The sequence below is a fragment of the Candidatus Microbacterium colombiense genome (assembly GCA_029203165.1).
GTDB lineage: Bacteria > Actinomycetota > Actinomycetes > Actinomycetales > Microbacteriaceae > Microbacterium > Microbacterium colombiense.
Genome location: CP119308.1, coordinates 2327009 through 2351171 on the forward strand (window position 1 = coordinate 2327009; position 24163 = coordinate 2351171).

Below are 24163 nucleotides of genomic sequence, written 5' to 3' on the forward strand. Positions count from 1 at the left end.
GAATTCCTGCCAGGATGGTCGGGTGACTAAGACATCCCATTCAAACACTCTTACGGGGTGGCGAGAATGGGTTGCGCTACCCGATCTCGGCGTGGACTGGATCAAGGCGAAGATCGACACAGGCGCCCGCACGTCTTCTCTGCACGCATTCGATGTGGAGGAGTTCGAACGCGAAGGCGAAGCGTGGGTACGCTTCCGTCTCAAGCCCTGGCAGGACAGCCAGGAGGACGCGATCGTCGTCGAGACTCCCGTGCACGATCGACGCGCGGTTCGCAGCTCATCCGGTCACGCGCAGGAGCGTCTGGTCGTGATGCTTCTGATCCGCCTGGTGGATCGTGAGGTGCTCGCGGAGGTCACTCTCAGCAATCGCGACGAGATGGGCTTCCGCATGCTCATCGGCCGAGAAGCGTTGCGCCGCGGGTACACCGTCGACCCGGCGCGCTCGTTCCTCGGAGGCAGGGCCCCGCGGGAAGCTCGCCGCCGTAACCGCGGCAGGGACTGACCTACTCAGGCTCGGATGAGGGCGGTTCCGACGATCTTGTCGTGCAGGCCGCGCTGATCGGCGTCCCAGATGACCGCCGGGATCACGACGATGAGCAGCAGGGTGCGCACGATCGGACGCCAGATGCCGATCCACGAGCCGTCGAGGCGAACCAGGCGCATGCCGAGGATGCGGTGCCCGGGACTGCCGCCGACGACCGGGATGAAGATGATCTGCAGGAGCGCGAACACCAGCATCGGCGCGAACTGGGTGAGACCGGCCTCGCTCGGGAGGGCGAACTGGTCGAATCCGAGGAAACCTGTCGCGATGATCGTCGCAGCGGTGTAGTCGATCACCAACGCCCCGATGCGTCGGCCCGGACGGCCCATGCTCCGAGACCCTGAGACCGGGAGTCCGAGTCGTTCACCGGGGTACGTGTTCACCGCATCTGTCACTTCTCCAGCCTACCCACGCGTCAACGGCGCTGTAACAAGCCCGAAACAAAGCGGACACCCTGAAGAAATCACCCAGCCGTACTGTGCAGAATGGCCGTAAGCCATCGATCCGCAACACAGGAGTCGTACATGTTCAAAGATTCGTCCGAGGTGCTGAGCTACATCAAGGAGAACGACGTCAAGTTCCTTGACATCCGTTTCACCGATCTTCCCGGTGTGCAGCAGCACTTCAACATTCCTGCGTCCACGGTCGACGAGGCCTTCTTCACCGAGGGCCAGCTGTTCGACGGCTCCTCGATCCGCGGTTTCGCGAGCATCCACGAGTCCGACATGCAGCTCATCCCGGACGTCACGACGGCGTATGTCGACCCGTTCCGCGAGGCGAGCACGCTCGTCATGATCTTCGACATCTACAACCCTCGCACCGGCGAGATCTACTCGAAGGACCCGCGCCAGGTCGCCAAGAAGGCCGAGAAGTACCTCTCGTCGACGGGCATTGCTGACACCGCTTTCTTCGCCCCCGAGGCAGAGTTCTACATCTTCGACGACGTCCGCTACTCGGTGACCGCCGGTGAGAGCTTCTACAAGGTCGACTCCGAAGAGGCGGCCTGGAACACCGGCCGCGAGGAAGAGGGCGGAAACCTCGCCAACAAGACCCCGTACAAGGGCGGTTACTTCCCCGTGAGCCCCGTCGACAAGACGGCCGACCTCCGCGACGACATCACCCTCAAGCTGATCGACGCCGGGTTCATCCTCGAGCGCTCGCACCACGAGGTCGGCACCGCCGGTCAGCAGGAGATCAACTACCGCTTCGACACCATGGTGCACTCGGCGGACGACATCCTGAAGTTCAAGTACATCGTGAAGAACACCTGCGAGCAGTGGGGCAAGGTCGCGACCTTCATGCCCAAGCCGCTCTACGGCGACAACGGCTCGGGCATGCACACGCACCAGTCGCTGTGGAACGACGGCAAGCCGCTGTTCTACGACGAGGCCGGCTACGGCCAGCTCAGCGACATCGCGCGCTGGTACATCGGTGGCCTCCTGGCCCACGCGCCGGCCGTGCTCGCCTTCACGAACCCGACGCTGAACAGCTACCACCGTCTGGTCAAGGGCTTCGAGGCTCCGGTCAACCTGGTCTACTCGGCCGGAAACCGCTCCGCCGCGATCCGCATCCCGATCACGGGCTCGAACCCGAAGGCCAAGCGCATCGAGTTCCGCGCGCCAGACGCTTCGGGCAACCCGTACCTCGCCTTCGCCGCACAGCTGATGGCGGGCCTCGACGGTATCAAGAACCGCATCGAGCCGCACGAGCCGGTCGACAAGGACCTCTACGAGCTCCCGCCTGAGGAGGCCAAGGACATCCCGCAGGTCCCGAACTCGCTGCTCGACTCGCTCGACGCTCTCGCGGCCGACCACCAGTTCCTCCTCGAGGGCGGCGTGTTCACCAAGGAGCTCATCGAGACCTGGATCTCCTACAAGCACGAGAACGAGATCCTGCCAATGGCCCAGCGCCCGCACCCGTTCGAGTACGAGCTGTACTTCGGCGTGTAGTTACATTCCGCTGAACTCCCGGGGGCTCGTCCGCAGGGAGTCCGCCGAATTCCAGAAAGAGCCCGTCACGGTCTGCCGTGACGGGCTCTTTCGTCATTGATCTCCTCGGCGAGGCGCTCGAGCGCAACGCGCGCCTGACGAAGGCTGTCGAGCCCTTTCGTGGCGCGGTACTCTGCCGCAGCAAGCTGATCGATCGCGACTCGGATCGACCGTTGCCGCTTTTTGAGAGGGTTACCCCGATAGGCGGATACGGCGATAATGCGGGCGCGCCCGACGGCTGTTGTAGCTCTCTCGAAGAAACGATGCGCACGGTCCAGGTGCCTCCCGACGCTCCTGCTCACAGTGCCCCCTCTTTGCCGCTCGTTCGTCGGTCAGCTCTGTGATTCATCTGGCCAGTCTGGCAGCGCATGCCCTGGGGGCTCTGTCGCCGAAGTTCAGGCGGCCGATCGGCTCGCCAATGGATCCGACTCTTGCCGCTCTCGCTGGCGCGCTGTCTGATGCACGGAGAAGCCCGCCCCCGGCGAACGGGAGCGGGCTTCTCGGCGCATGAGCGTCGCGGATTTACGGAACGCGTGCGCCCGAGGTCTTCTCGCTCATGTTGTCAGCGGAGAGAACCGTGCTGACGTACGTGGGCGTGAGCGATCCGCCGGCAGTCGGGTACAGCCGCAGCACGGGCAGCGAGACCACGTTCGATGCGCCGTTCAGGATGCCGGGGTACCGGTACTCGACCGCGCCCGTCGTCCCCGGGGCCGGCACCGAACCGACACGGGTCCACCCGTTGAGGTTGGTCTCCTCGAGGCGGTAGCTCGTCGGCGTCGTGACCGTGCCACCAGCACCCCACTGCACCGTGACAGTCGCGGTACCCGAGGTGAAGGTGCCATCCGGCTCCAGGTCCTCGCCGTCAGGCGTGAAGGCGAAGAATCCCACGTTGGCGGTGCGGTTGACCGCCACGTATGCGGGCACGGCTGCCGACGTGGCGATCGACGTGCCACCCTGCCATTCCGTGAGCCCCGCGGGTGCGGGACGCGGCGCCAGCACGCTTGCAGCGGCGAGCGGGGTGGCGATGGCGACGGCGATGACCGGAGCGGACCAGGCAGCGGCCTTGATGACCGTGCGGCGGTTCATCCCTGCGGCGGATGCGAGCTCGGGCTCGTTGACATTCATGACGTGCTTCTCCTCTGGGGTATCAGGACCACCGCCCGACAGCGCAACAGGCACACCCCATGACGCGTGGATGACCACGACACATGGTGGAGGCGAACGGGATTCGCGTGCGCACCGTCCGGCAGGGTTCCGGGAAGGACTCTTCCGGTTGCCATCGTGGCGATCGCCCGCGTCGCGACGACGAGGAACGCCTTCTATGTCGCCAGACGATCCGGGTATGTCGCGCTGGGTATGGAAGAGGCTGCGAGCGAGGCGGACAGCAGCGCCGCACGCCGAACGTTCGCCGGCGATTCACGCCCCTCCTGGGACATCGCCCGAGCAAGACTCGATCCGTCGGAGAATCCCGCATAGCGACCGATCTCCGCGATGGTCAGGGGGTCGTACGTGCGGTCCTCCAGGAGTGCAGCGGCGTGATCCACCCGTGCGCGTCGGATCTGACGCTCCGGCGTCGTGCCATGAGATCGGAACGCGCGCTGCAGTTGCCGCAACGACACTGCGAGATGCTCGGCGATCAGCTTCGGCGAGAGCGATGGGTCCTCTCGCTGCGCGATGATCATGGCGAGAGCACGCGTATACGCGTCGGACTTCGGATTCATGCGTGGAGCTCGGGTGCCTTCGACCGCGACCCCGATCACCATCTCCTGCAACAGGCGCTCGAAGTAGTAGCTGCCGAAGCCGCTGACCGGGTCGGGATCGAGGACCGCAGCGCGTTCGGCGAAAGCCAGAGCCGGATCGAGGAGCGCACTGGACTCGGAGACCGTGCGCACCTCGCCGGGTTCCGGAGCGATCGCGCCAGTGAGAGTCTCGGCGGGGATCAGGATCGACAGCAGCCGGAGACCCTCCACCGGAGCCGCGGGCAGCGGGACGTCATGCCCGAGCAGGAATGCCGAGTTGGCGCCCAGTCTCAGCCGCCCGGATGCTGTGTCGATCTCGATCCCGCCGGAGCGCACGCTGTGCAGACCGACGAGTCCGGCGACACGATCGAGCCGCGAGCGCGTGTCATCGCGCCCTCGGACGAACTCCCTGATGCGCACGCTGCCGAACATCGCGAGCGTGCGTGCTCTCGTCACCGGCATGCCGCTCCGTCGTCGACGGAACCGTCACCGTGTGATGCGCGCGCTGAGCAGCGCCTCATGAGATCCTCCCCATGCGGATCGCCGCGATCCCACACCGCGGCCAGGCCCCCGGGTACGGGGCTTTCCTGAGCCTAGGGCATCTCCGCACCCGGGGATCTGTATTCGGGTGAATATGACTGAACAGGCGATGAACACGCCGCCGCTCCCTCGGCGTGGGCTCCTTGACCCCGGCGCATGGGGGTGATCAACTGAAGGGTCGGACACTCGAGTGGGAGAACATCATGCGCCGGAAGTCGAACAACGCGACCGTCGAGACGGTGGAGCAGGCTCCGTCGTCGTCGCACCCGCCGGCAGCCGTGGCCGCCCTCGCACGCGCCAACCCTTTCATGCTCGGTCTCCTGGGTGCTCTCGGCGTGCTCGTCGCCTTGATGATCGGCGGCATCGTCGATCAGCTCGCCACCGTGCTCGTCTACATCGGCGTGGCGATCTTCCTGGCGCTGGGCCTCGACCCGATCGTCTCGTTCATCGAGCGCAAGCTCCCTCGGCCCGCAGCAGTGGCGATCGTGGTCGCCGTCGTGGTGTTGGCGTTCGCAGGCATCATCCTGGCGATCGTGCCGATCCTCGTCGAGCAGATCACCAACCTGATCGATGACGGACCGGGAATGGTGAAGGACATCATGGCCGCGGGCTGGTTCCAAGATCTGAACAGCCAGTTCGGGTCGACCTTGGAGGATGCGGGCAACGGCATCCTCTCCTTCCTCCAGGATCCGGGCAACCTCGCCAACATCGGCGGCGGCGTCTTCGCCGTCGGAGCGGGAATCGCCGGTGGCTTCACCGGCGTCACGATCGTGCTGATCCTCACGCTCTACTTCATGGCCTCGCTACGCGGCATCAAGCACACCGCAGCCCGCTTCGTGCCCGCCTACCAGCGCGACACCTTCAGCGAACTGCTCGAAGACGTCTCAGGGGCTGTCGGCCGCTACGTGATGGGCCAGGCCAGCCTCGCCCTGATCAACGGCATCCTCAGCCTCATCATGCTCAGCATCATCGGCGCCCCTGTTCCCGCACTGCTGGCGCTGATCGCCTTCATCGGCTCGATGATCCCGCTCGTCGGAACTCTGACGGCGTCGGTGATCAACTCCCTGATCTGCCTGTTCGTGAGCCCGATGACCGCATTGATCGCCTTCATCTACTACCTCGTCTACATGCAGATCGAGGCATATGTCATCTCGCCTCGCATCATGAGCAAGGCCGTCGCCGTCCCCGGAGCCCTGGTCGTCATCGCCGCGGTCGCCGGCGGCGCACTCGGAGGAATCCTCGGAGCCCTGGTCGCCATCCCGGTCGCGGCGAGCATCATCATCATCGTGCAGAAGGTGTTGTTCCCCGCTCAAGACCGCAAGATCGCTCCCCCGACGGTCGCCGCCCCCTGATCTGAGGTCGGCGCCGCAGGCCGCCTCTCAGCGGACGAGGAGTGCTCCGGCCTCGACACGCACGTCGAACGACGTGACCTCGCCCATCTCTTCGCCGTCGATCTCGAACACCAGCGGCGTCTCGAGCTCCACCGAGATCGTCTCGACAGCGATGTGCTGCGCGGACTCCGTGCTCACGGCCTCGTCGCCTCCGGCGAAGAACCGACGGATGCCGTTGTCCCAGACAAACGAGCGGAATGTGTCGAGCCACTGCAACGGCCCGTCCGCGCTGATCATGAGCACGTCGAGCTTGCCGTCATCGAGCACGGCGTCCGGCAGCAGTCGGATCCCGCCCTGCACCATGCCGCAATTGCCGATCAGCATGGTGTGCCCACGCACCGCGACGGGGTTCTCGCCGTCGACCGTCACCGTGATGTCGGTCATCTCGGTGCCGGCCAGTGCGCGCCCCATGGCCTCGACATACGCGAGCCACCCGGCCTTGGACTTGAGGTCGTCATCGGTCTCGACCAGCATCTGCGCATCGACGCCGAACCCCACCATGACCGCGAAGGCATGCTCGGTGCCGTCGTACGACACCCAACCCAGGTCGATTCGGCGCGGCTCACCGTCACGGACGCGTTCCAGCGCCGCCTCGACATTGTTGAGCGGTACGTCGAGGTTGCGCGCGAGGAGGTTGCCCGTGCCCTGCGGCACGATGCCCAGCTGGGTCTCGGATCCCGCCAACGATTCGGCCACCGCGCGGACAGTGCCGTCGCCTCCCACCGCGATGACGACGTCACGCCCGTCTTCCCGTGCCTCGCGGGCCATCCCGCGACCGGGGTCCTTCGGGGAGGTCTCCCACCAGCGGATGTCGCTCTCGTCACCGAAGACCGCCCGTACCGCGTCCTGCAGCACCTCCTGCTCGACCTTCGACGGGTTCCAGACGATTCCGATGCGTGCAAGGCTCATAGCGTCAGCATGGGTGACGGCAACGGATACTGCAACTCGACGCTCGGGCTCACCCGTAGAACAGCTGTTCGAAGGCCTTGCGCGCACGCCGCGTGACCCCCAGGTAATCCTCTTCGAGCTCGGTCGCCGAGCGGTCGGGGTACGCGAGCAGTCGTCCGATCGCGTCGAGTTGGCGTCGATCCGCCGGGAGCACGTCGGTGGTCTGACCGGTCAGAAGCGTCATGGCCGATCGCAGTCTGCTGGCCAGGCGCCATGCCTCGCGCAGACGCTCGGCGGACGCCTCATCGACCAGATCGGCCGCGACCGCCGCGTCCAGCGCGGCGATCGTCGAGGTCGTGCGCATACCGGGCACGTCATGCGCATGCTGCAGCTGCAGCAGTTGGACGAGCCACTCGACATCGCTGAGCGTTCCCGGCCCCAGCTTGAGATGTCGGCGAGGATCCGCGCCCTGCGGTAACCGCTCCCCCTCGACGCGGGCCTTGATGCGTTTGATCTCGCGCAGCCCCTGTTCGTCGACGGTGTCGGGGTATCGGATGGAGTCCGCCAACGTCATGAACTTGTCGATCAGCTTGGCGCTGCCGGCCACCCCGCGGGCACGCAGGAGAGCCTGGGCCTCCCACGACAGCGACCACCGACGGTAATACGCGGTGTACGCCTCGATCGAGCGCACCACTGGTCCGCTCCGCCCCTCGGGTCGGAGGTCGGCGTCGAGATCCAGCGGCAGACGATGGTCCGTCAGATGCTCGCGGAGCCGCGTCACGATCTGCGTGGCGAGGATCTGCGCACGCTGCGGGTCGAGGCCGTTCGCGTCGTACACATAGAGGATGTCGGCGTCGGATCCGAACCCGAGCTCCGCTCCGCCGAACCGGCCCATGCCGATCACGGCGAAGTCCAGCGCCTCGTCCTCAGGGGGAACGACTTCGCGGAAGACGGCGCGCAGCGCTGCCTGGATCGTGGTCTCGGTGATCTCCGTCAGCGCCGTCGCGATCTCTTCGATCGTCACCGCGTCGAGCACGGCACCCATCGCCGTGCGCAGGAGTTCGCGGCGTCGGTTCGCCCGGACGGCACGCAACGCGTCGCCGACGGTCTCGTGTCGCGTCTGGATCGCACGGGCCTCCTCGTCCAGCGCCGCGGCCCCACGCGGACGGAGCAGTTCGGGGCTGTCCAGCCACGCGACGGATTCCGGGATCCACTCCATCAGCTCACCGATGTACCGCGATGACGAGAGTACCCGGGTGAGGCTCTCCGCAGCACCCGAGGAGTCACGCAGCATGCGCAGGAACCAGGGTGTGTCGCCGAGGCGCTCGCTGATGCGACGGAAGGCGATCAGTCCGTAGTCGGGATCGCTGCCGTCGGCGAACCAGCGCACCATGATCGGCATCAGGTGGCGCTGGATCGTGGCCTTGCGGCTGAGCCCGTTCGTCAACGCGCCGATGTGCCGCAGCGCCCCCGTGGGATCGCGGAATCCGATGGCGGCGAGGCGATCGTGCGCCTGAGACGCCGAGAGCGTGCGCTCCTCCTCCGGCAACGCGGCCACGGCGCTCAGCAGTGGTCGGTAGAACAGGCGCGTGTGGATCTCACGGACCTCGCGGCGCACCGTCTCCCAACGCGCCCAGATTCCGTCGCCCGTCTCGGCGAGGCCCGTGCTGCGCGCGAGCACCCGGAGCCCGGCCGGTGTCCGGGGCATCAGGTGCGTTCGGCTCAGCTCGCGCAGCTGGAGCCGGTGCTCCATGAGGCGCAGGATGCAGTAGTCCTGCGCGAACGCCGCCGCCTCGACCCGGCCGATGTATCCGCCGGCCACGAGCGCGTCAAGGCTCTCCAGCGTCCCTCGGGTGCGGAGGGAGGGGTCGGTGAGGCCGTGCACCAGTTGCAGCAGCTGCACGGTGAACTCGATATCGCGGATGCCTCCGGAGCCGAGCTTGATCTGGTACGGCACGTCTTCCGGATCGATGTGCTCCATCACGCGCTCACGCATGCGCTGGACGCTGTCGACGAAGTCCTTCCTCGCGGCGCTCGACCAGATCTTCGGTTGCACAGCCTCGATGTACTCGTCACCCAGCTCGGGGTCTCCCGCGAGCGGCCGTGCCTTCAGCAGGGCCTGGAACTCCCAGCTCTTGGCCCACCGGTCGTAGTACGCGAGATGGGAGTTCAGCGAGCGCACCAGAGCACCCTGCTTGCCCTCGGGACGCAGGGCCGCATCGACCTCCCACAGGGGCGGCTCGATCTCGATCCCGCTGAGGCCACGCATCGTCTCCCGCGCGAGGCGCGTGGCGATGTCGATCGCGCGTGCCTCGCTCACGACCTCTTCATCGGCGGTCCCTCCGACGAAGATCACGTCGACATCGCTCACGTAGTTGAGCTCGCGGGCACCTGACTTGCCCATCCCGATGATCGACAACCTCGTCGCGGCGATCTGCGCTCTCGGGGTCGAATCCGCGAGCTTCGCACGAGCGACCGCCAGAGAAGCCTCGAGCGCCGCACCGGCCGCATCGGCGAGAGCCGCAGCCACCACACCGACCACCGTCGTCGGGAGGGCATGATCCAGGTCGTAGGCCGCGATCCTCGCCAACGCGACCCGATACGCCACGCGCAGCGCGACGACAGCCTCATCCCCACCGGTCGCCGCGAACCCGTCGACCGCTCCGACGGAGTCGAGCAATCTCTCGCGCAGCTCCACCGATGACGGCAGCCCGTCGATCGGGCCATCCAGCTCGAACAACTGCTCGGGATGCCGGAGGAAGAAGTCGGCCAGCCCCTCCGAGGCTCCGAGCAATCGCCAGATTCGATGACGCTCCCGATCCTGGACGATCAGCGCTTTGACGGGCGCCGCCTCGCGACGCGCGACACGCAGCATTCCACGCACCGCCGCATCCGCGTCGGGTGCACGGGCCGCGCCGTCGAGGATCTCGGAGCGCGGAATGCCGAGGATCTCAGCGAGCTCGGCAAGATCCGCGGCAGCCTCGCTCAGCTCCGAGAAACCGAGCCTGGCCAGCGCAGAGAGCGAGACCGAATCATCGGGGCGAGCCATGTGCGCAGCTCAGAGCAGCTCGAGGTTGTTCTTCAACTCCAGCGGCGTGACCTGCCCGCGGTAGGCCTCCCACTCCTTTCGCTTGTTGAGCAGCACGTAGTTGAACACCTGCTCCCCGAGCGTCTCGGCGACGAGTTCCGAGTCCTCCATGAACTCGAGCGCATGGTCGAGGCTGGCCGGAAGCGAGGAGTATCCGAGAGCACGCCGCTCGGCGTCGCTGAGGGACCACACGTTGTCCTCCGCCTCGGGCGGGAGCTCGTAGCCCTCCTCGATGCCCTTGAGTCCCGCAGCGAGCATGAGTGCGTACGCGAGGTAGGGATTCGCGGCGGAATCGAGCGCACGGTACTCGACGCGCGAGGACTGGCCCTTGTTCGGCTTGTACATGGGTACGCGCACGAGCGCGGAACGGTTGTTGTGCCCCCATGTGACGAAGCTCGGTGCCTCGTCGCCACCCCAGAGACGCTTGTAGGAGTTGACGAACTGGTTGGTGACCGCCGAGATCTCGTTCGCGTGCTTGAGGAGTCCGGCGATGAAGTGTCGACCGGTCTTGGAGAGCTGGTACTTGGCGCCCTCCTCGTAGAAGGCGTTCTGGTCGCCCTCGAACAGTGACATGTGGGTGTGCATTCCGCTGCCCGGGTGCCCGCTGAGCGGCTTCGGCATGAACGTCGCGTAGACGCCCTGCTCGATCGCCACCTCCTTGATGACCGTGCGGAAGGTCATGACGTTGTCTGCGGTCGTCAGGGCGTCGGCGTAACGCAGATCGATCTCGTTCTGACCGGGGCCGCCCTCGTGGTGGCTGAACTCCACGGAGATGCCCAGGTCTTCGAGCATCCGCACCGAACGACGACGGAAGTCGTGCGCCGTCCCGCCGGGGACGTTGTCGAAATACCCGGCCGAATCCACGGGGATCGGTCCCTCAGGCCCGTACGACGACGACTTGAGCAGGTAGAACTCGATCTCGGGGTGCGTGTAGAACGTGAACCCGGCGTCGGCGGCCTTCGCGAGCGTGCGCTTGAGGACGTGGCGAGGGTCTGCGACGGCGGGCTGCCCGTCAGGGGTCGTGAGGTCGCAGAACATGCGGGCGGTCGGATCGACCTCGCCGCGCCACGGCAGCGTCTGGAATGTCGTCGGGTCGGGCTGCGCCAGCAGATCCGACTCGTAGCTGCGGGTGAGACCCTCGATGGCGGATCCGTCGAAGCCGATCCCCTCGGCGAAGGCGCCCTCGACCTCAGCCGGCGCGATGGCGACCGACTTGAGCGTGCCGATCACATCGGTGAACCACAGGCGGACGAACTTGACGCCGCGTTCCTCGATCGTCCGGAGGACGAAATCCCTCTGCTTGTCCATGACTACTCTGCGCCCTGGCCTTTGCTGTCCCAGCCCTGCTCGGCTGCCTCTTCATCGGCCCAGGCACGCGCACGTTCCTGGAGCACCTCGGGGGCGCGGCTGGCCTCCGCCTCCGTGTCGAAAGGACCGACCCGATCGACGGAGGGCGAGATCATGCCGAACTCGACCTGCCCGGTCTCCGAGTTGTACCAGTACTTGTCATCACCGTCAGACATGTTCCGTCCCTCCTTCACGTGGTGACTCCGATCCTACTGGCGTACGCCGTGGTCGCTAAGCTATCGCCCATGGCAAAAGCGATCGGCGTCGACATCGGCGGCACGGGAATCAAGGCTGGAATCGTCGACCTCACGCACGGCACGATGGAATCGGATCGTGTGCGCGTACCCACCCCCACCGGAGCATCCCCTCAGGATGTCCTCGAGGCCGTGCAGACGGTGCTCAAGACTCTCGATGTACACGATTCGACGCTCCCGCTCGGCGTGGCCTTCCCGGCCATCGTCAAGCGCGGCAAGACCCTGTCGGCTGCGAACGTCTCGAAGGAGTGGGTCGACTTCGACGCGGAGCGCTTCTTCCGTGACGGCCTCGGGCGCAACATCGTCTTCGTGAACGATGCGGATGCCGCGGGCGTCGCCGAGTCGCGCCACGGAGCAGCCAGGGACGTGCGCGGCCTCACGCTGCTCACCACGCTGGGCACCGGGATCGGGTCCGCCTTCCTCTACGACGGCGTGTTGCTTCCGAACACGGAGCTCGGGCACCTGAACTTCGGCACCTACGAGTCCGTCGAGCAGTGGGCGGCGACCTCGGCACGCGAGCGCGAGGGCCTCAGCTGGGCCGCATGGGCCGAGCGCCTGCAGGCCTTCTACTCGCACATCGAGTTCCTCTTCAGCCCCGACCTCTTCGTGGTCGGCGGCGGCGTCTCCAAGAACGCGGGCGACTTCCTCCCCCTGCTCGAGCTGAAGACCCCGATCGTTCCGGCGATCCACCGCAACAACTCCGGCATCATCGGCGCGGCGTCGCTCGCCGGCGACTGACCCTGACGCGCGAAGGCCCCGGTGACGGTGCAGTCATCGGGGCCTTCTCAGGTGTGAGGCGAATGGGCCGACCTGTACGCCGGGTTCTGTTCCGGGGTTCTTCGCCCCTTCGACGGCCATCTCTCTCGGCGACACGTTGCCGTGGCACTCTAGCGGTCTACCCGAGGACTCGGCGAGCCGCGTCAACATCCTCTGTCTGACCTTGCTCCGGACGAGGTTTACCTGGCGGGCCATGTCACCATGGCCCCCGGTGGTCTCTTACACCACCCTTTCACCCTTACCCCTTGCGGGGCGGTCTGCTCTCTGTGGCACTTTCTCGCGGATTGCTCCGGGTGGGCGTTACCCACCGTCCTGCCCTGAGGAGCCCGGACGTTCCTCGGTGCGGTTGCCCGCCACGCGACCGTCCAGTCGACCCATTCGCGCTCTCAGTCTATCTCCGGCTACTTGTCGGCCGACATCGCGATGCGCAGATCCAGCGGGACGTCGATCGGGAAGCCGCCGAACAGTCGGCGGGTCGCGACCGCGGCGGCCTCGCGCACGGCCGAAGCCGCCTGCTCGGCATGCTGTTCCGGCACGTGCAGGATCACTTCGTCGTGGAGGAAGAACGCCAGATGCGGCACCCGCCCGAAGGGACCCGATGCGCGCGCGGGTGTCGACGATTCGGGGATCTGCGCCAGTCGATGTCGGATCTCCGCGAGCCAGATGAGTGACCACTCCGCGGCCGTGCCCTGCACCACGAAGTTGCGGGTGAACCGGCCCCAGTCGCGGGCGCGGCGCCGCGCGAGTGCGACCACGGCCGGGTCGGCGTCCGCCGCCGTCGCCTCGGCCTGCAGTCGCATCCACTCATCGGCCGGACGCGGAGACGAACGCCCGAGCCACGTGGACACGATCCCGCCGTCCTCGCCCGTGCGGGCCGCCGCATCGACCAGCGCCATGGCACGCGGGTACACCTTGCGCAACCGCGGGACCAGCCGTCCGCTGTCACCAGTGGTCGCGCCGTACATCGCGCCGAGCACCGCGTACTTCGCCTCTTCGCGCGTGCCGACGGCGCCGGACTCGACGACTCCGGCGTACAGGTCCTTGCCCTGGGCCGCACGGGCCATGGCCTCGTCCGACGACATGGCGGCCAGCATCCGCGGTTCCAGCTGTGCGACGTCGGCGACGACGAGGGACCACCCCGGGTCCGCGTGCACAGCAGGGCGGAGGCTCCGTGGCAGTTGGAGCGCTCCCCCGCCCGCCGACGCCCACCGTCCCGTGACGACCCCACCGGGGATGTAGATCGGCCGGAAACGCCCGTCATGCACCCACTCGGCCAGCCAGGCCCAGCCGTTGGCGCTGAGCAGACGCGAGAGCTTCTTGTAGGCCAGGAGTGGTGCGACCACCGGGTGCTCATGCTGCGCGAGCTCCCACCGGCTGGTCGACTCGACAGGCACGCCCACCCTGTGCAGGGCGCGCAGCAGCTTCGGCTGACTGTCCAGGTGCAGATTCGGGTCTCCGAGGAGGGCGCGCACCTCTTCCCCGCGTTCCACCATGTGGCTGGGCAGTCCGCCCGCGGCCGGACGCCTGCCGAGCACATCGGTGAGGATCCGGTCATGCACCTGCTCGTTCCACGGCAGGCCCGCGGCACGCATCTCCTCGGCGATGAGTCCACCGGCCGACTCCGCCGCGCAGAGCAGCGTCAGACGTCCGTCGGCGGATGAGCCCATCACGTCTCGCTGCGCCCGATACTGATCGAGCATCGTCGCGACAGGATCCTCACCCCGGTCGTCGTCGAAGACGTCGAACAGGGCCGGCGGCGCATCGGTCGGCTCACGGCGCAACCACGCCGAGGATCCGGGCAACGGCGAGTCCACGGCTGCCGTGTCACGCAGGATCGCGTGGCACAGCAGCAGATCGTGCGCACGGGTGAGACGCACGCCATCAGCCAGCAGCACCGCGTAGGTCTCCCTCGCGCTGCGGATGATCCAGCGCGGCGAGTCCGTCGCCTCCGCCGACGCCACCCAGCCTGACAGCTCCGCCCGGGCGAGGGTCACGCGCGCGAACTCGCGGTCGTCCTCGTCGAGCTCGACGGCCGCGTGCTCACCGGAACTGAACGCCACCAGGGCGATGCGTCGCTCCGGAGCCGACGGCGCGTTCATCGTCGTCGGGTGCGGGCACCGCTCACGAGAGTCCGGATTCCTCCGTGCGCACGAGGATGCATCCGCACTCCGGGCAGGAGAGGACGGCGTCCGCGGGTGCACGGCGGATCTCATTCAGGTCGGTGCCGGGGAGCAGGATCCGGCAGCCTTCGCAGGTTCCGCGGGTGAGTAGTGCAGCGCCCGCGGAGTTGGCTGCGCGGCGCGTGTACTCGCCCAGGAGATCGGCGGGAAGCGCCGCTGCGACGGCCTCGCGATCGCGACCCAGTTGCGCGATGAGGTCGGTGGCGGCGGCAACGTCCGCCTTGGCCTGCGCGGTGAGGGTGGACCCTTCCGCGGTCGTGGTGTCGATCAGAGCCTGCTGGGCGGCCACAGCGGCGTCGGCCTCCTCGACGCGACCCATGATGTCGAGCTCAGCGTCCTCCAGATCGCTCTGACGCTTCGCGAGGCTCGCCAGCTCATGCTCGAGAGCCTGCGCCTCCTTCGCGTTGGTCGCGGTGGCGAGACGGTCGGCGTCGCGTGCTCGACGCTGTTCCACGAGCGAGACGTCGGATTCGAGGCGCCGCAGTTCGGTGCGCGCGTCGTCACGAGTGCCGGTCAGATCGGTCAGTTCGCGCAGCTGCTCCTGGCGGATGGCGACCAGCTCGGTGATCCGCGCACCCTGTGACGGTTTGGCGCGGGCACGTTCCGCCTGCGCGACCCGCCGATCCAGGTCGGCGATGTCGAGCAGGATGCGCTGGTTCTCGGGGCTGGAATTCACTCCCCCAATCTATCGTCTGGGATGCCGCGGCGCCCTCACAGCAGTTCCCCGTCCACGTAGAACCACCGACGGTCTTCTCGCACGAAACGGCTGCGCTCATGCAACGACCCCGCGTCGTCGCCCTGCCTCCAGCGCGCCTCGAACTCCACCACGCCGTCACGGTCGAAAGGCCCGCCACCGTTTCGTGCCAGCACGTCGAGGCGACGCCAGCGCAAGTCAGGCTCGATCTCGATGACCTGCGGCCGGGTCGACGGATGCCAGGTCTCTCGCAGATAGGGCACGTCACCGAGAGCGAACGCCGTGTACCTCGAGCGCATCAGCCGCTCCGCGGTCGGAGCGGGCGCTCCTCCGAGCAGCGGTCCGCAACAGCTGCCCCATCGATCACCCGAGCCGCAGAGGCATGGGGTGTCATCATGCGCCGCCGTGTCATCCGCCGCAACGCGGCCCTTCATGGTCACCGCCCCAGCGTACGCTGAGGGAATCCGTCTCGAAGGAGCAAAGTGAGCACTCAGATCGTCGTCCCTCAGTTCACCGCCCACAACGGCTTCGCCCTTCCGGCGATCGGCCTGGGGACGTACGCACTCAACGGCGACGCGGGCGCGGCGGCAGTGGCCGGCGCACTGGGCGCGGGCTACCGCCTGGTCGACACGGCCTTCAACTACGAGAACGAGGGGTCGGTCGGACGCGGCGTCGCTGCGGCGGCCGTCGACCGCGACGAGGTCATCGTGACGACCAAGCTGCCCGGCCGCCACCACCCCGCGGAGAAGGCACGGACGAGCATCGAGGAGAGCCGCTCGCGGCTCGGACTGGATGTCACCGACCTGCACCTGATCCACTGGCCCAACCCCAGCCAGGACGAGTACGTGCAGGCGTGGGCGGCCCTGGTCGACGCACAGCAGCGCGGCACCGTCCGGCAGATCGGCGTCTCCAACTTCCTGCCGGAGCACCTGGAGCGCATCGAGAAGGAGACCGGCGTGCGTCCGGTCGTCAACCAGATCGAGGTGCACCCGTACTTCCCGCAGGAGGATCAGATCGCCTACCACCGCGATCGCGGCATCCTCATCGAGGCCTGGAGCCCGTTGGGACGCGCGAAGGCGCTGCTCGAGGAGACGTCGATCATCGAGGTCGCCGCGGCGCACGGCATCACCCCGGCCCAGACGGTGCTGGCGTGGCACGTCGCTCGGGGTACGGTGTCGATCCCCAAGGCGTCGTCGCTCGAGCACCAGGTCGCGAACCTGGCCGCCGCGGAGATCGTGCTCGACCCGGCGGAGGTCGAAGCGATCACGGCGCTCGGACGCGCCGATGGCCGCCTGTTCGGCGCCGACCCTCGGACCCACGAGGAGTCCTGAGACCCAGAGCAGGTCAGACGACCTGCGTGCCGATGACCCGGAGCAGTTCGAGCTTGCTCGCCGCATCGCTCCCCGGCGCGGCGGTCAGCACGATGAGTGCCTGCGTCTCGTCCTCGGTGAAGAGCGCTTGACAGTCGACCTCGATCTCGCCGAGTTCGGGATGCACGATCACCTTGTGCTGCTCGAACCGGCGAGCCACCTCGTGCGTCTCCCAGATCCGCACGAACTCCGGGCTGAGTTCCGTGAGCGCTCGTGCGATCTCCCCGGCGCGTGAGCGAGCGCCGAGCACACCCTGGGCGGAACGCAGCGCTGCGACGAGCGCACGGCTCTGGCGATCGTGGTCTTCCGCTCGGTACCGCAGGCGCTCCTGCGCGGGTCGAGCGAACCAGCGATAGATGCCGCTGCGCTCCAGGCCCGTGAGCCCGCTCGCGTCACCGAGGATCGCCCGTGCCGCGTCGTTCTGGACGAGCACCTCGTCGAGAACCGACACGACGAACGCCGGAGTGTCGTGCAGCCGGTCGAGTACGCGGAGGATGCCGGGTCGTACGTAGTCCGACGCGGCCGCGCGATCCGGTGCGCTGTAGCCGCACACGCGGTACAGGTAGTCGCGCTCATCCGAGCTCAGACGCAGCGCTCGAGCGAGAGCGGCGAGGATCTGCATGCTCGGCTGCGGACCTCGGCGCTGCTCCAGTCGGGTGTAATAGTCGGTCGACATGGTCGCGAGCTGCGCGACCTCCTCGCGACGCAGGCCGGTGGTGCGCCGTCGTGCCCCCGCGCTCAGTCCGACGTCTGCCGGGCTCAACGACTCGCGGCGCCTCCGGAGGAACTCAGCCAGTGCTTCTCTGTCCACCAGTGAAGTATCCCCCGGGATCGTCGACGCATCCAGGGACCGCCGCTCCCTGGATAGGCGCTCTCTGGAACACGTCGCACGAGCGCCCGACAGTGGAGACATGAACATCAGCGGAAACACCATATTCATCCCCGGCGCGACGAGTGGAATCGGACTCGCGCTGGCGGTGCGCCTCCACGAGAAGGGCAACACGGTCATCGTCGGCGGACGCCGCACCGAACTGCTCCACACCATCGGCTCCGCGCATCCCGGCATCCGCACCGTGCAGATCGACACCACCGACCCGGCGAGCATCGCCTCCGCGGCACGCGAGGTCATCACCGCCCACCCGGACCTGAACATCGTGATCGCCATGGCCGGGATCATGCGCGTCGAGGACTGGACGACTCCGGAAGGATTCCTGGCGACCGCCGAGGAGACCGTCATCACCAACGTGCTCGGACCCATCAGGTTGATCGGTGCGTTCATCGAGCACCTGCAGAGCGTCCCGGACGCGACAATCATGACCGTGTCATCCGGACTGGCGTTCACGCCGTTGCGTGCCACGCCGAGCTACAACGCGAGCAAGGCCGCCATCCACATGCTCAGCGAGTCGATCCGGCTGCAGCTCGCGGGCACCAGCGTCAAGGTCGTGGAACTGGAGCCGCCCGCGGTGCGCACCTCGTTGATGCCCGGTCACGAAGACAACGCGCACGCAATGCCGCTGGACGACTTCATCTCGGAGGTCGTCGAGCTGATCGATGCTAGGCCCGATGCCACCGAGATCCAGGTCGAGACGGTCAAGTTCCTCCGCTACGGCGAGGCACGGGGCGACTACGCGCAGGTCGTGGCGACGTTGAACGGCCTCGACCCGCACTGATATCCGTACGCCCTCGCCCGCGTCAGCCTCTCAACGATGCCGCGACGCCGGCGAGGGCATCGGCCGAACGGTGCAGCAACGCGAGCTCCTCGTCGGAGAATGTGGTGTTGCGAATCGGGACCGCCCCGGTCGCGCTCACGATCGACGGCACGGACAGGGCGACCCCACCGAGCCCATGGAAGTCGTTCAGGACCGTGCTGACAGGCATGACCGCGTGCTCGTCGCGCAGGATCGCCTCCACGATGCGCGCGCTGGACAACCCGATCGCGTAGTTCGTCGCACCCTTGCCCTGGATCACCTTGTAGGCCGCATCGCGCACGTCGACGGCGATCGCATCGAGCTCGACCCTGCTGATCCGCGGATGGCCAGGCATCTCCCACTCGAGGATCGGCACCGTACCGATGGTCGCCCGCGACCACAGCGGGAACTCGGTGTCACCGTGCTCGCCGATGATGTGGGCGTGCACGCTCGCGGTCGACACCCCCGCGCGCTGAGCGAGCTTCCATCGGAGTCGGGACGTGTCGAGCACCGTACCCGAGGCGAAGATCCGCTCCGCCGGCAACCCTGTCTCCTCCTGCGCCAACACGGTGAGCACGTCGCACGGGTTCGTCACGATGACGTAGACGGCATTCGGGGCGACATCGAGTAGCTGCGGCATCATGGTGCGGATGATGCCGGCGTTGACCTCGGCGAGTTCGATGCGCGTCTGCCCGGGGCGCTGCTTCGCGCCCGCCGTGATCACGACGACGTGGGAGCCGGCGACCACGGAGATGTCACTCCCCCCGATGATGTCGCTGGAGCCGGTGAACTGCGTGCCGTGCGCGAGGTCGAGGACCTCGGCCTCGACCTTCTCCGTCGCGATGTCGTAGAGCGCGACGTGGCGGGCGGATCCGCGGATGAGGGCGGCGTAGGCGACGCTCGAGCCCACGCTCCCCGCGCCGACGACCGTGAGCTTCGAGTTCTCGATGATCTCCATGCGCTCAGTCTCGCAGGCGCGGACGCCCCGATTCCAGGGTGCAGCGGCGTTCAGTCGGCCGTGTCTTCGGACCTCTCGTCCGGCGTCGCACCGCGCGGGCCCTCAGCGTCGGCCGGGGCGTCGTTCGGAAGCAGGATGGACGAGTGGTCGTCTTCTCCGGCTGCGATGCGCTCGGCGCGTCGCTCGAGCAGGGCGGCCGCTAAGAGGTTGGCCTGCGGATCTTCGCCGGATGCGGCCGCTCGGCGGAACTCCTCGGCGGTCTGCCGGAGGACTCCCGCCTTGATGGCGCGGATTTCGTCGTCGTGCACTTCTACTACCAACTTCGTGTTCAGGGGCTGCTCGCTACTCGGATCCGGCCCCTGATCCTCACGCCACGTGCTTTTCTCTTATGTCGCCCGCTGCTGAGCCGAAAGCTCATGACAGCGCACCAAATAGTGCTCCGTGAACGGACGCGACCCCTCCGCCGCGCGCATCCCGGACTGTTCGGAGTCGAGGCGACGACGGATTCCGCATCTCCGAACGCGCGAACGCGTCGGAAGGACGCAGAGCTCCGCACTTCGACGACGCTCCCCAGACATGCAGCTACATGACTTCGACCCTCTGTGCAGAGTCTCAGTGGCACTGAGCCTACGTCAAGAAAGTGTCGGAGACCAGCCAGAAGTTGAACTCGAAGTTCCCTACTCCGGTCAGAAGGAGAGCTCTACCGCCGCACACCACACAGGGTCGCCCCCGGTCCCTCCGAAGGAGTGAGTCGTCTTTCGGACTGCACGTAAACGAAGAGATAACGAATAATCGACACGCCGCACTCGCCTTGTCGCGCCACGGGCGACATGACAAAGTGTGCAGGCGGATCCCCCACAGCGCGCAACGCCGGTGGCGGCGGATCCCGGCGCATCCGGCAGGAGAAATCCCCCGACGATGACTTACGGTTGTCGCCGCCCTGCCGATAGACATACCGGGGAGCGAAGAAGGAAGAGGGCGTTGGGAAGCACCTATATCGAGACCGGCGGACACGTCCGCGTCTATGACGACGCCGTGCGCACGCACGCGTCATTCCCGTTGGGCACCTATCGTGTGGGCTTCTCCTCCAAAGAGGGGTTCAGCCTCATCAGGATCGAAGACCTCAGCATCGGATCCGAACGTGTCTACGGCGGACGAGAGAAGAAGATCGCGAAGATCTTCCGCTCGTACGCGCTGTCAGAGCGGAGTCTGGGAGTGATGCTCTCCGGAGACAAGGGCATCGGGAAGTCGCTGTTCCTGCGAATGGTCGCCGAGGCGGCGAGAGAACAGGGGTTGCCGGTCGTCATCGTCTCCGAGGACAACGACGGGATCGTCGAGTTCCTCGACGGCCTCGACGAATGCCTGATCCTCTTCGACGAGTTCGAGAAGATCTTCCCCGCCGGCCGGCGCGGTCTCACGGACGGTCTGAACCGTCAGAACCAGTTCCTGTCCCTGTTCGATGGGCTCTCATCCGTCAAGCGGATCTACTGCCTCTCTGTGAACGACATCTCCGACGTGAGCACCTACCTCGTCAATCGCCCCGGTCGTTTCCACTACCACCTGCGTTTCGACTACCCGGGACCGGAGGAGGTGCGGCAGTATCTGGTCGACCAGGCGCCGGGCGCCGATCCGGACGAGATCGAGAACGTCGCCCTGTTCTCGCGCCGCGCGCGATTGAACTACGACCATCTGCGCGCCATCGCCTTTGAGCTCCAGCAGCCGGGCGCCCTGTTCTCGGAGATCGTCGACGACCTCAACATCAAGTCGGTCGAACCGGGCACCTACCGCATCGAAGCTCGTTTCCCCGACGGCAAGGTCTGGTCCGACGAGGTCGAGATGAATCTGTTCGAGCGCGGCGATGTCGGACGCACGTTCGAGCTGCGCAATTCCACGCGCTCGATGTTCGCCTCGTTCGTGCCGCGCGATCTCATCTTCGAACCGGACGGCAGCATCTTCGTGCCGATCGACAGGCTCGACCTGCTGGGCGACGATGACGAAGAGCCGGAGGTCTATCCCACCCTCGTGAGCCTCGCCCTCGTAGGCCAGACGAACTACGGGTTCGGACTGTGGCCGCCGGCGGAGATCCGTTCGAGGTAGGCCTCGCGCAGCATCCGCACCGCCTCGGAACGCTGTTGCGAGACGGCCGCGTGCGAGACACCGAGCTCGGCGGCGACGTCGGTGACCGTGCGCTCGTCGAAATAGACGGCTCGTATGATGGCGCGCTTCCGCTCCGGTAACGCGTCGACGGCGCGTCGGAGCACGTCGTCGCGTTCCGAGGCGATCACCACTTCGTCGGGCAGATGGCCGTTCCAGACGACCTCTTCGACCTCGGTCGCATCAAGGTTCGTCAGCACGCGTCCTGCGTCCGCGAGACGTTCCCGCACGACCGTCGGCGCGATGTCGAGCATGCGGGCGATGTCCTCCACGGTCGGCGTGCGCCCGAGGCTGGCGAGAAGTCGCTCTCGCGCCCTCGCGACCTCTCGCACGCCGGCGCGGACGTCGCGCGGCGCCCAGTCCATCGCGCGCAGTTCGTCTTTGAGCGCCCAGTTGATCCGACTGCGCGCGAACGCACCGAAGGGAACGCCGAGACTGGCGTCGTACCGGTCGGCTGCCCGCACGAGCGCCACGGCGCCCGCGGCGGCCAGATCATCGCGCGAGACGTGGGTCAGACGTGCAGCGACGCGCGCGGTTGCCGCGCCGACGATGTGCAGGTGCTCGACCACGAGTTTGTTGCGTGCGCGCAGGGGCATACGGCATCGTCACTTTCACTGTCAGCGTCAGCCTCCCCAGCGGCTCACAGCGAGACCACTGCACAGTGGTCGGGATTGTCTGGAATACAGACTAGAGCCGCACGACGACGACGAATCCCCGAGGACCGCAGTCCCCGGGGATTCCTGTTCACGATCCGATCACGATCCTCAGTCGTTCACCTTGACACGGCGATTTACCTCGCGCGTCGCGGAGAACTTCAGCACCGTGTAGTCGTTCACTTCTCCGGTTCCCTCGTCGTTGCCGAACTGGACGCGGTGACCCTTGTGGGTCTGCGGGTAGAACTTCCCGAAGTTGGTGAGGGTGACGGTGTTCCCCTGACCCACCAGGTCGAGCAGCTCGTCGATCATCGCGTTGTACGCGGTCTGGGCGGCGAAGACGGAGATCCCCCCGCGGCGGGCGAATCGCTGGACGAACTCCCGCTTGCTCACCCGATTGGCGTCGAACGTCTTGACACTGCTCATCTTCATCGTCCCCTGTGTGTTCGCCCGTCACCGAGCGGCTTTCGCTGTGTCCCCGACAGCCAGACCCTCGGGTCGTCGAGGCCCCCCTCGTACGACACCGGGATCTGTGAGGCCCCAGCCCTTATCCCTCAGAGGATAGTGCTTCTTCCTTGGTATATGCGGTGAATCTCGAATTATCTTGATTCGCGAGCGTCACCGTCGTCACTGCCCGAGGAGTGCGCGGATCGGATAGTCCTGATCCTCGAGGATGACCTGCACCGCGCGGCCCGTCTCCGGCCGGATGACGATAGGGGCACGGAGGTTCACGTGGACGCCGTCGTCCGAGGGATTCGCGACCACGAAGAGCAGGAGCGCCTCGTCGTCGGCCGCGCCGATCTCGAGGCGGACCCCCGCAGGGAGCCGAGGGGCGTAGCCGCGGTCGACCGTCGCTGTGTCGAGCAGGAACAGGCGCACGTCCGCATCGACCGAGCGCAGGGCGAACAGGCCCTCTGCTCCCGAGATCGGCTCGAGTGCGAAGGCGGTGTACGGACTCAGGCCCGGCAACGCCGAGGCGAACTCCACCGCGACGGCAGCGGGAAGGACGGACATCATCGGAGGAACTCCAGAAGGTTCGTCTGCAGGGAGGTGGCCGTGACCTGCAGGGCGGATTGGAAGACGAGCTCGGCGGATTTCAGACGCACGAGCACTTCGAGGCTGTCGACGTTCTCGACCTGGACGCGACGCGCCTCGAGGTCGGTGGAGGTCGAGAGGTTCTGTGACGCCGCTCGCTCGATCTGCACCTGGCGGGCTCCGGTCATTCCGCGTGCGGACACCACATCCTTGAGCTTCGCGTCGATGTCGTCGAGTCGCGATCCGACGTTCGCCCCGCTGCGCAGGTCGGCGGCGATGTCGGTCAAGAGCGCGAATGCACTGCCTGCCCCTTCGCCGAATGCCTGAGAGCCGTCGAAATCGACGCGCACGGTCTCGTTGTCGCTGATGCGGCGTTGCACACCGTCTCCTGCACTGCCGGCGAAGGCGAAGGTGACGGGATCGAACGCTGCGCCGGCGTCGCTCGTGCCCGCGAAGACGTTCCGTCCGAGCACCGTGGTGTTGGCCTGTGCGAGCAGCTCGGCGCTGATGGTCTCGAGCTCCTGAGCGATGGATTCGCGCGCGGTGGGGCTGAGCGCCCCGGAGTTCGCTCCCTGCGCCGTCAGATCCCGCGCGCGGTTGAGGAGCGCGGTGCTCGCCGACAGGGCGGTGTCGACCGTCGTGACCCAGGCCATTCCATCGCTGAGGTTGCGCGCGTACTGCGCGACCCTGGACTGCTCGCCGTGCACGCCGAGCGTCGTGGCGGCCGCGGCCGGGTCCTCGCTGGGAGTCCGGAACGCGCGCTGCGAGGCCGCCTGGTTCTGCAGCCGCTCTCGATCGGCGAGGTTCGTCTGCAAGGTGCGCAGCGACTGCTGCGTCATGGTGCTGCTCGTGATGCGTCCGATCATTTCGATTCCCCA

General features: G+C 66.9%; 24 protein-coding genes and 1 other RNA gene. 7 read left to right on the forward strand and 18 right to left on the reverse strand.

Features of this window, described 5'->3' with window-relative positions; genetic code table 11:
• The first annotated feature begins 22 nt into the window (after window positions 1-22).
• Window positions 23-502, forward strand: coding sequence for an ATP-dependent zinc protease (locus tag P0Y60_11225; protein WEK59920.1), 480 nt, complete (start codon window positions 23-25; stop codon window positions 500-502).
• 5 nt (window positions 503-507) lie between these two features.
• On the opposite strand, the gene P0Y60_11230 is transcribed toward P0Y60_11225, so the two are convergent.
• Complete coding sequence (locus P0Y60_11230) at window positions 508-870, reverse strand: RDD family protein (GenBank protein WEK62905.1); 363 nt, start codon at window positions 868-870, stop codon at window positions 508-510.
• 195 nt (window positions 871-1065) lie between these two features.
• On the opposite strand from P0Y60_11230, the gene glnA reads away from it, so the two are divergent.
• Window positions 1066-2490: a type I glutamate--ammonia ligase gene (gene glnA, locus P0Y60_11235; protein ID WEK59921.1), complete on the forward strand. Its 1425-nt coding sequence runs from the start codon at window positions 1066-1068 to the stop codon at window positions 2488-2490.
• A gap of 561 nt (window positions 2491-3051) precedes the next feature.
• On the opposite strand, the gene P0Y60_11240 is transcribed toward glnA, so the two are convergent.
• Window positions 3052-3654, reverse strand: a complete 603-nt coding sequence (locus P0Y60_11240; protein WEK59922.1) for a hypothetical protein — start codon at window positions 3652-3654, stop codon at window positions 3052-3054.
• Window positions 3655-3848: 194 nt separating this feature from the next.
• Complete coding sequence (locus P0Y60_11245) at window positions 3849-4724, reverse strand: helix-turn-helix domain-containing protein (GenBank protein ID WEK59923.1); 876 nt, start codon at window positions 4722-4724, stop codon at window positions 3849-3851.
• 392 nt (window positions 4725-5116) lie between these two features.
• Here P0Y60_11245 and P0Y60_11250 point away from each other — a divergent pair, with 392 nt between their 5' ends.
• Entirely contained in the window at window positions 5117-6160 is a 1044-nt protein-coding gene (locus P0Y60_11250) for an AI-2E family transporter (GenBank protein WEK62906.1), read from the forward strand.
• 27 nt (window positions 6161-6187) lie between these two features.
• Here P0Y60_11250 and P0Y60_11255 read toward each other — a convergent pair whose 3' ends face one another.
• Genes P0Y60_11255 through P0Y60_11270 form a run of 4 tightly spaced genes read right to left on the reverse strand, consistent with a single transcriptional unit; the run spans window position 6188 to window position 11698 of the window.
• Window positions 6188-7108, reverse strand: coding sequence for a diacylglycerol kinase family protein (locus P0Y60_11255; GenBank protein WEK59924.1), 921 nt, complete (start codon window positions 7106-7108; stop codon window positions 6188-6190).
• A gap of 49 nt (window positions 7109-7157) precedes the next feature.
• Complete coding sequence (locus P0Y60_11260) at window positions 7158-10136, reverse strand: bifunctional [glutamine synthetase] adenylyltransferase/[glutamine synthetase]-adenylyl-L-tyrosine phosphorylase (protein WEK59925.1); 2979 nt, start codon at window positions 10134-10136, stop codon at window positions 7158-7160.
• Window positions 10137-10145: 9 nt separating this feature from the next.
• Window positions 10146-11483: a glutamine synthetase family protein gene (locus tag P0Y60_11265; GenBank protein WEK59926.1), complete on the reverse strand. Its 1338-nt coding sequence runs from the start codon at window positions 11481-11483 to the stop codon at window positions 10146-10148.
• Window positions 11484-11485: 2 nt separating this feature from the next.
• On the reverse strand, window positions 11486-11698 hold the full coding sequence (locus P0Y60_11270) for an SPOR domain-containing protein (GenBank protein ID WEK59927.1): 213 nt from the start codon (window positions 11696-11698) through the stop codon (window positions 11486-11488).
• Window positions 11699-11767: 69 nt separating this feature from the next.
• Between P0Y60_11270 and P0Y60_11275 the strand changes: the two genes are divergently transcribed.
• Window positions 11768-12514, forward strand: a complete 747-nt coding sequence (locus P0Y60_11275; GenBank protein WEK59928.1) for an ROK family protein — start codon at window positions 11768-11770, stop codon at window positions 12512-12514.
• 59 nt (window positions 12515-12573) lie between these two features.
• Here the strand turns inward: P0Y60_11275 and rnpB are convergent.
• The 4 genes from rnpB to P0Y60_11295 all read right to left on the reverse strand — a co-directional run bounded on the left by rnpB (window position 12574) and on the right by P0Y60_11295 (window position 15861).
• Window positions 12574-12930, reverse strand: an RNA gene (gene rnpB / locus P0Y60_11280) — RNase P RNA component class A.
• A 24-nt stretch (window positions 12931-12954) separates the two neighbouring features.
• Window positions 12955-14652: a bifunctional 3'-5' exonuclease/DNA polymerase gene (locus P0Y60_11285; GenBank protein WEK59929.1), complete on the reverse strand. Its 1698-nt coding sequence runs from the start codon at window positions 14650-14652 to the stop codon at window positions 12955-12957.
• 22 nt (window positions 14653-14674) lie between these two features.
• Entirely contained in the window at window positions 14675-15409 is a 735-nt protein-coding gene (locus tag P0Y60_11290; GenBank protein ID WEK59930.1) for a C4-type zinc ribbon domain-containing protein, read from the reverse strand.
• Window positions 15410-15444: 35 nt separating this feature from the next.
• The gene (locus P0Y60_11295; protein WEK62907.1) at window positions 15445-15861 is read right to left on the reverse strand and encodes a YchJ family metal-binding protein; all 417 of its coding nucleotides are present in this window, start codon (window positions 15859-15861) and stop codon (window positions 15445-15447) included.
• Between the two features lie 48 nt (window positions 15862-15909).
• On the opposite strand from P0Y60_11295, the gene P0Y60_11300 reads away from it, so the two are divergent.
• Window positions 15910-16758, forward strand: coding sequence for an aldo/keto reductase (locus tag P0Y60_11300; protein WEK59931.1), 849 nt, complete (start codon window positions 15910-15912; stop codon window positions 16756-16758).
• A 13-nt stretch (window positions 16759-16771) separates the two neighbouring features.
• Here P0Y60_11300 and P0Y60_11305 read toward each other — a convergent pair whose 3' ends face one another.
• Window positions 16772-17608, reverse strand: coding sequence for a helix-turn-helix domain-containing protein (locus P0Y60_11305; protein ID WEK59932.1), 837 nt, complete (start codon window positions 17606-17608; stop codon window positions 16772-16774).
• 100 nt (window positions 17609-17708) lie between these two features.
• Between P0Y60_11305 and P0Y60_11310 the strand changes: the two genes are divergently transcribed.
• Complete coding sequence (locus P0Y60_11310; protein WEK59933.1) at window positions 17709-18467, forward strand: SDR family NAD(P)-dependent oxidoreductase; 759 nt, start codon at window positions 17709-17711, stop codon at window positions 18465-18467.
• Between the two features lie 22 nt (window positions 18468-18489).
• Here P0Y60_11310 and P0Y60_11315 read toward each other — a convergent pair whose 3' ends face one another.
• Window positions 18490-19443, reverse strand: coding sequence for an L-lactate dehydrogenase (locus P0Y60_11315; protein ID WEK59934.1), 954 nt, complete (start codon window positions 19441-19443; stop codon window positions 18490-18492).
• A 50-nt stretch (window positions 19444-19493) separates the two neighbouring features.
• Window positions 19494-19751 carry a hypothetical protein gene (locus tag P0Y60_11320; GenBank protein ID WEK59935.1) on the reverse strand — a complete coding sequence of 86 codons (258 nt, stop codon included), beginning with the start codon at window positions 19749-19751 and terminating at the stop codon, window positions 19494-19496.
• 532 nt (window positions 19752-20283) lie between these two features.
• Between P0Y60_11320 and P0Y60_11325 the strand changes: the two genes are divergently transcribed.
• Window positions 20284-21540 carry an ATP-binding protein gene (locus P0Y60_11325; protein WEK59936.1) on the forward strand — a complete coding sequence of 419 codons (1257 nt, stop codon included), beginning with the start codon at window positions 20284-20286 and terminating at the stop codon, window positions 21538-21540.
• Here P0Y60_11325 and P0Y60_11330 read toward each other — a convergent pair.
• The 4 genes from P0Y60_11330 to flgL all read right to left on the reverse strand — a co-directional run bounded on the left by P0Y60_11330 (window position 21495) and on the right by flgL (window position 24151).
• Entirely contained in the window at window positions 21495-22193 is a 699-nt protein-coding gene (locus P0Y60_11330; protein WEK59937.1) for a sigma-70 family RNA polymerase sigma factor, read from the reverse strand. The two genes, P0Y60_11325 and P0Y60_11330, sit on opposite strands and share 46 nt — an antisense overlap.
• Window positions 22194-22361: 168 nt before the next feature.
• Window positions 22362-22682, reverse strand: a complete 321-nt coding sequence (locus tag P0Y60_11335; protein WEK59938.1) for an HU family DNA-binding protein — start codon at window positions 22680-22682, stop codon at window positions 22362-22364.
• Between the two features lie 195 nt (window positions 22683-22877).
• Window positions 22878-23267, reverse strand: coding sequence for a flagellar assembly protein FliW (locus P0Y60_11340; protein ID WEK59939.1), 390 nt, complete (start codon window positions 23265-23267; stop codon window positions 22878-22880).
• Window positions 23264-24151, reverse strand: coding sequence for a flagellar hook-associated protein FlgL (gene flgL / locus P0Y60_11345; GenBank protein WEK59940.1), 888 nt, complete (start codon window positions 24149-24151; stop codon window positions 23264-23266). The genes P0Y60_11340 and flgL overlap by 4 nt, the downstream gene beginning before the upstream one ends.
• Between the last annotated feature and the right edge of the window lie 12 nt (window positions 24152-24163).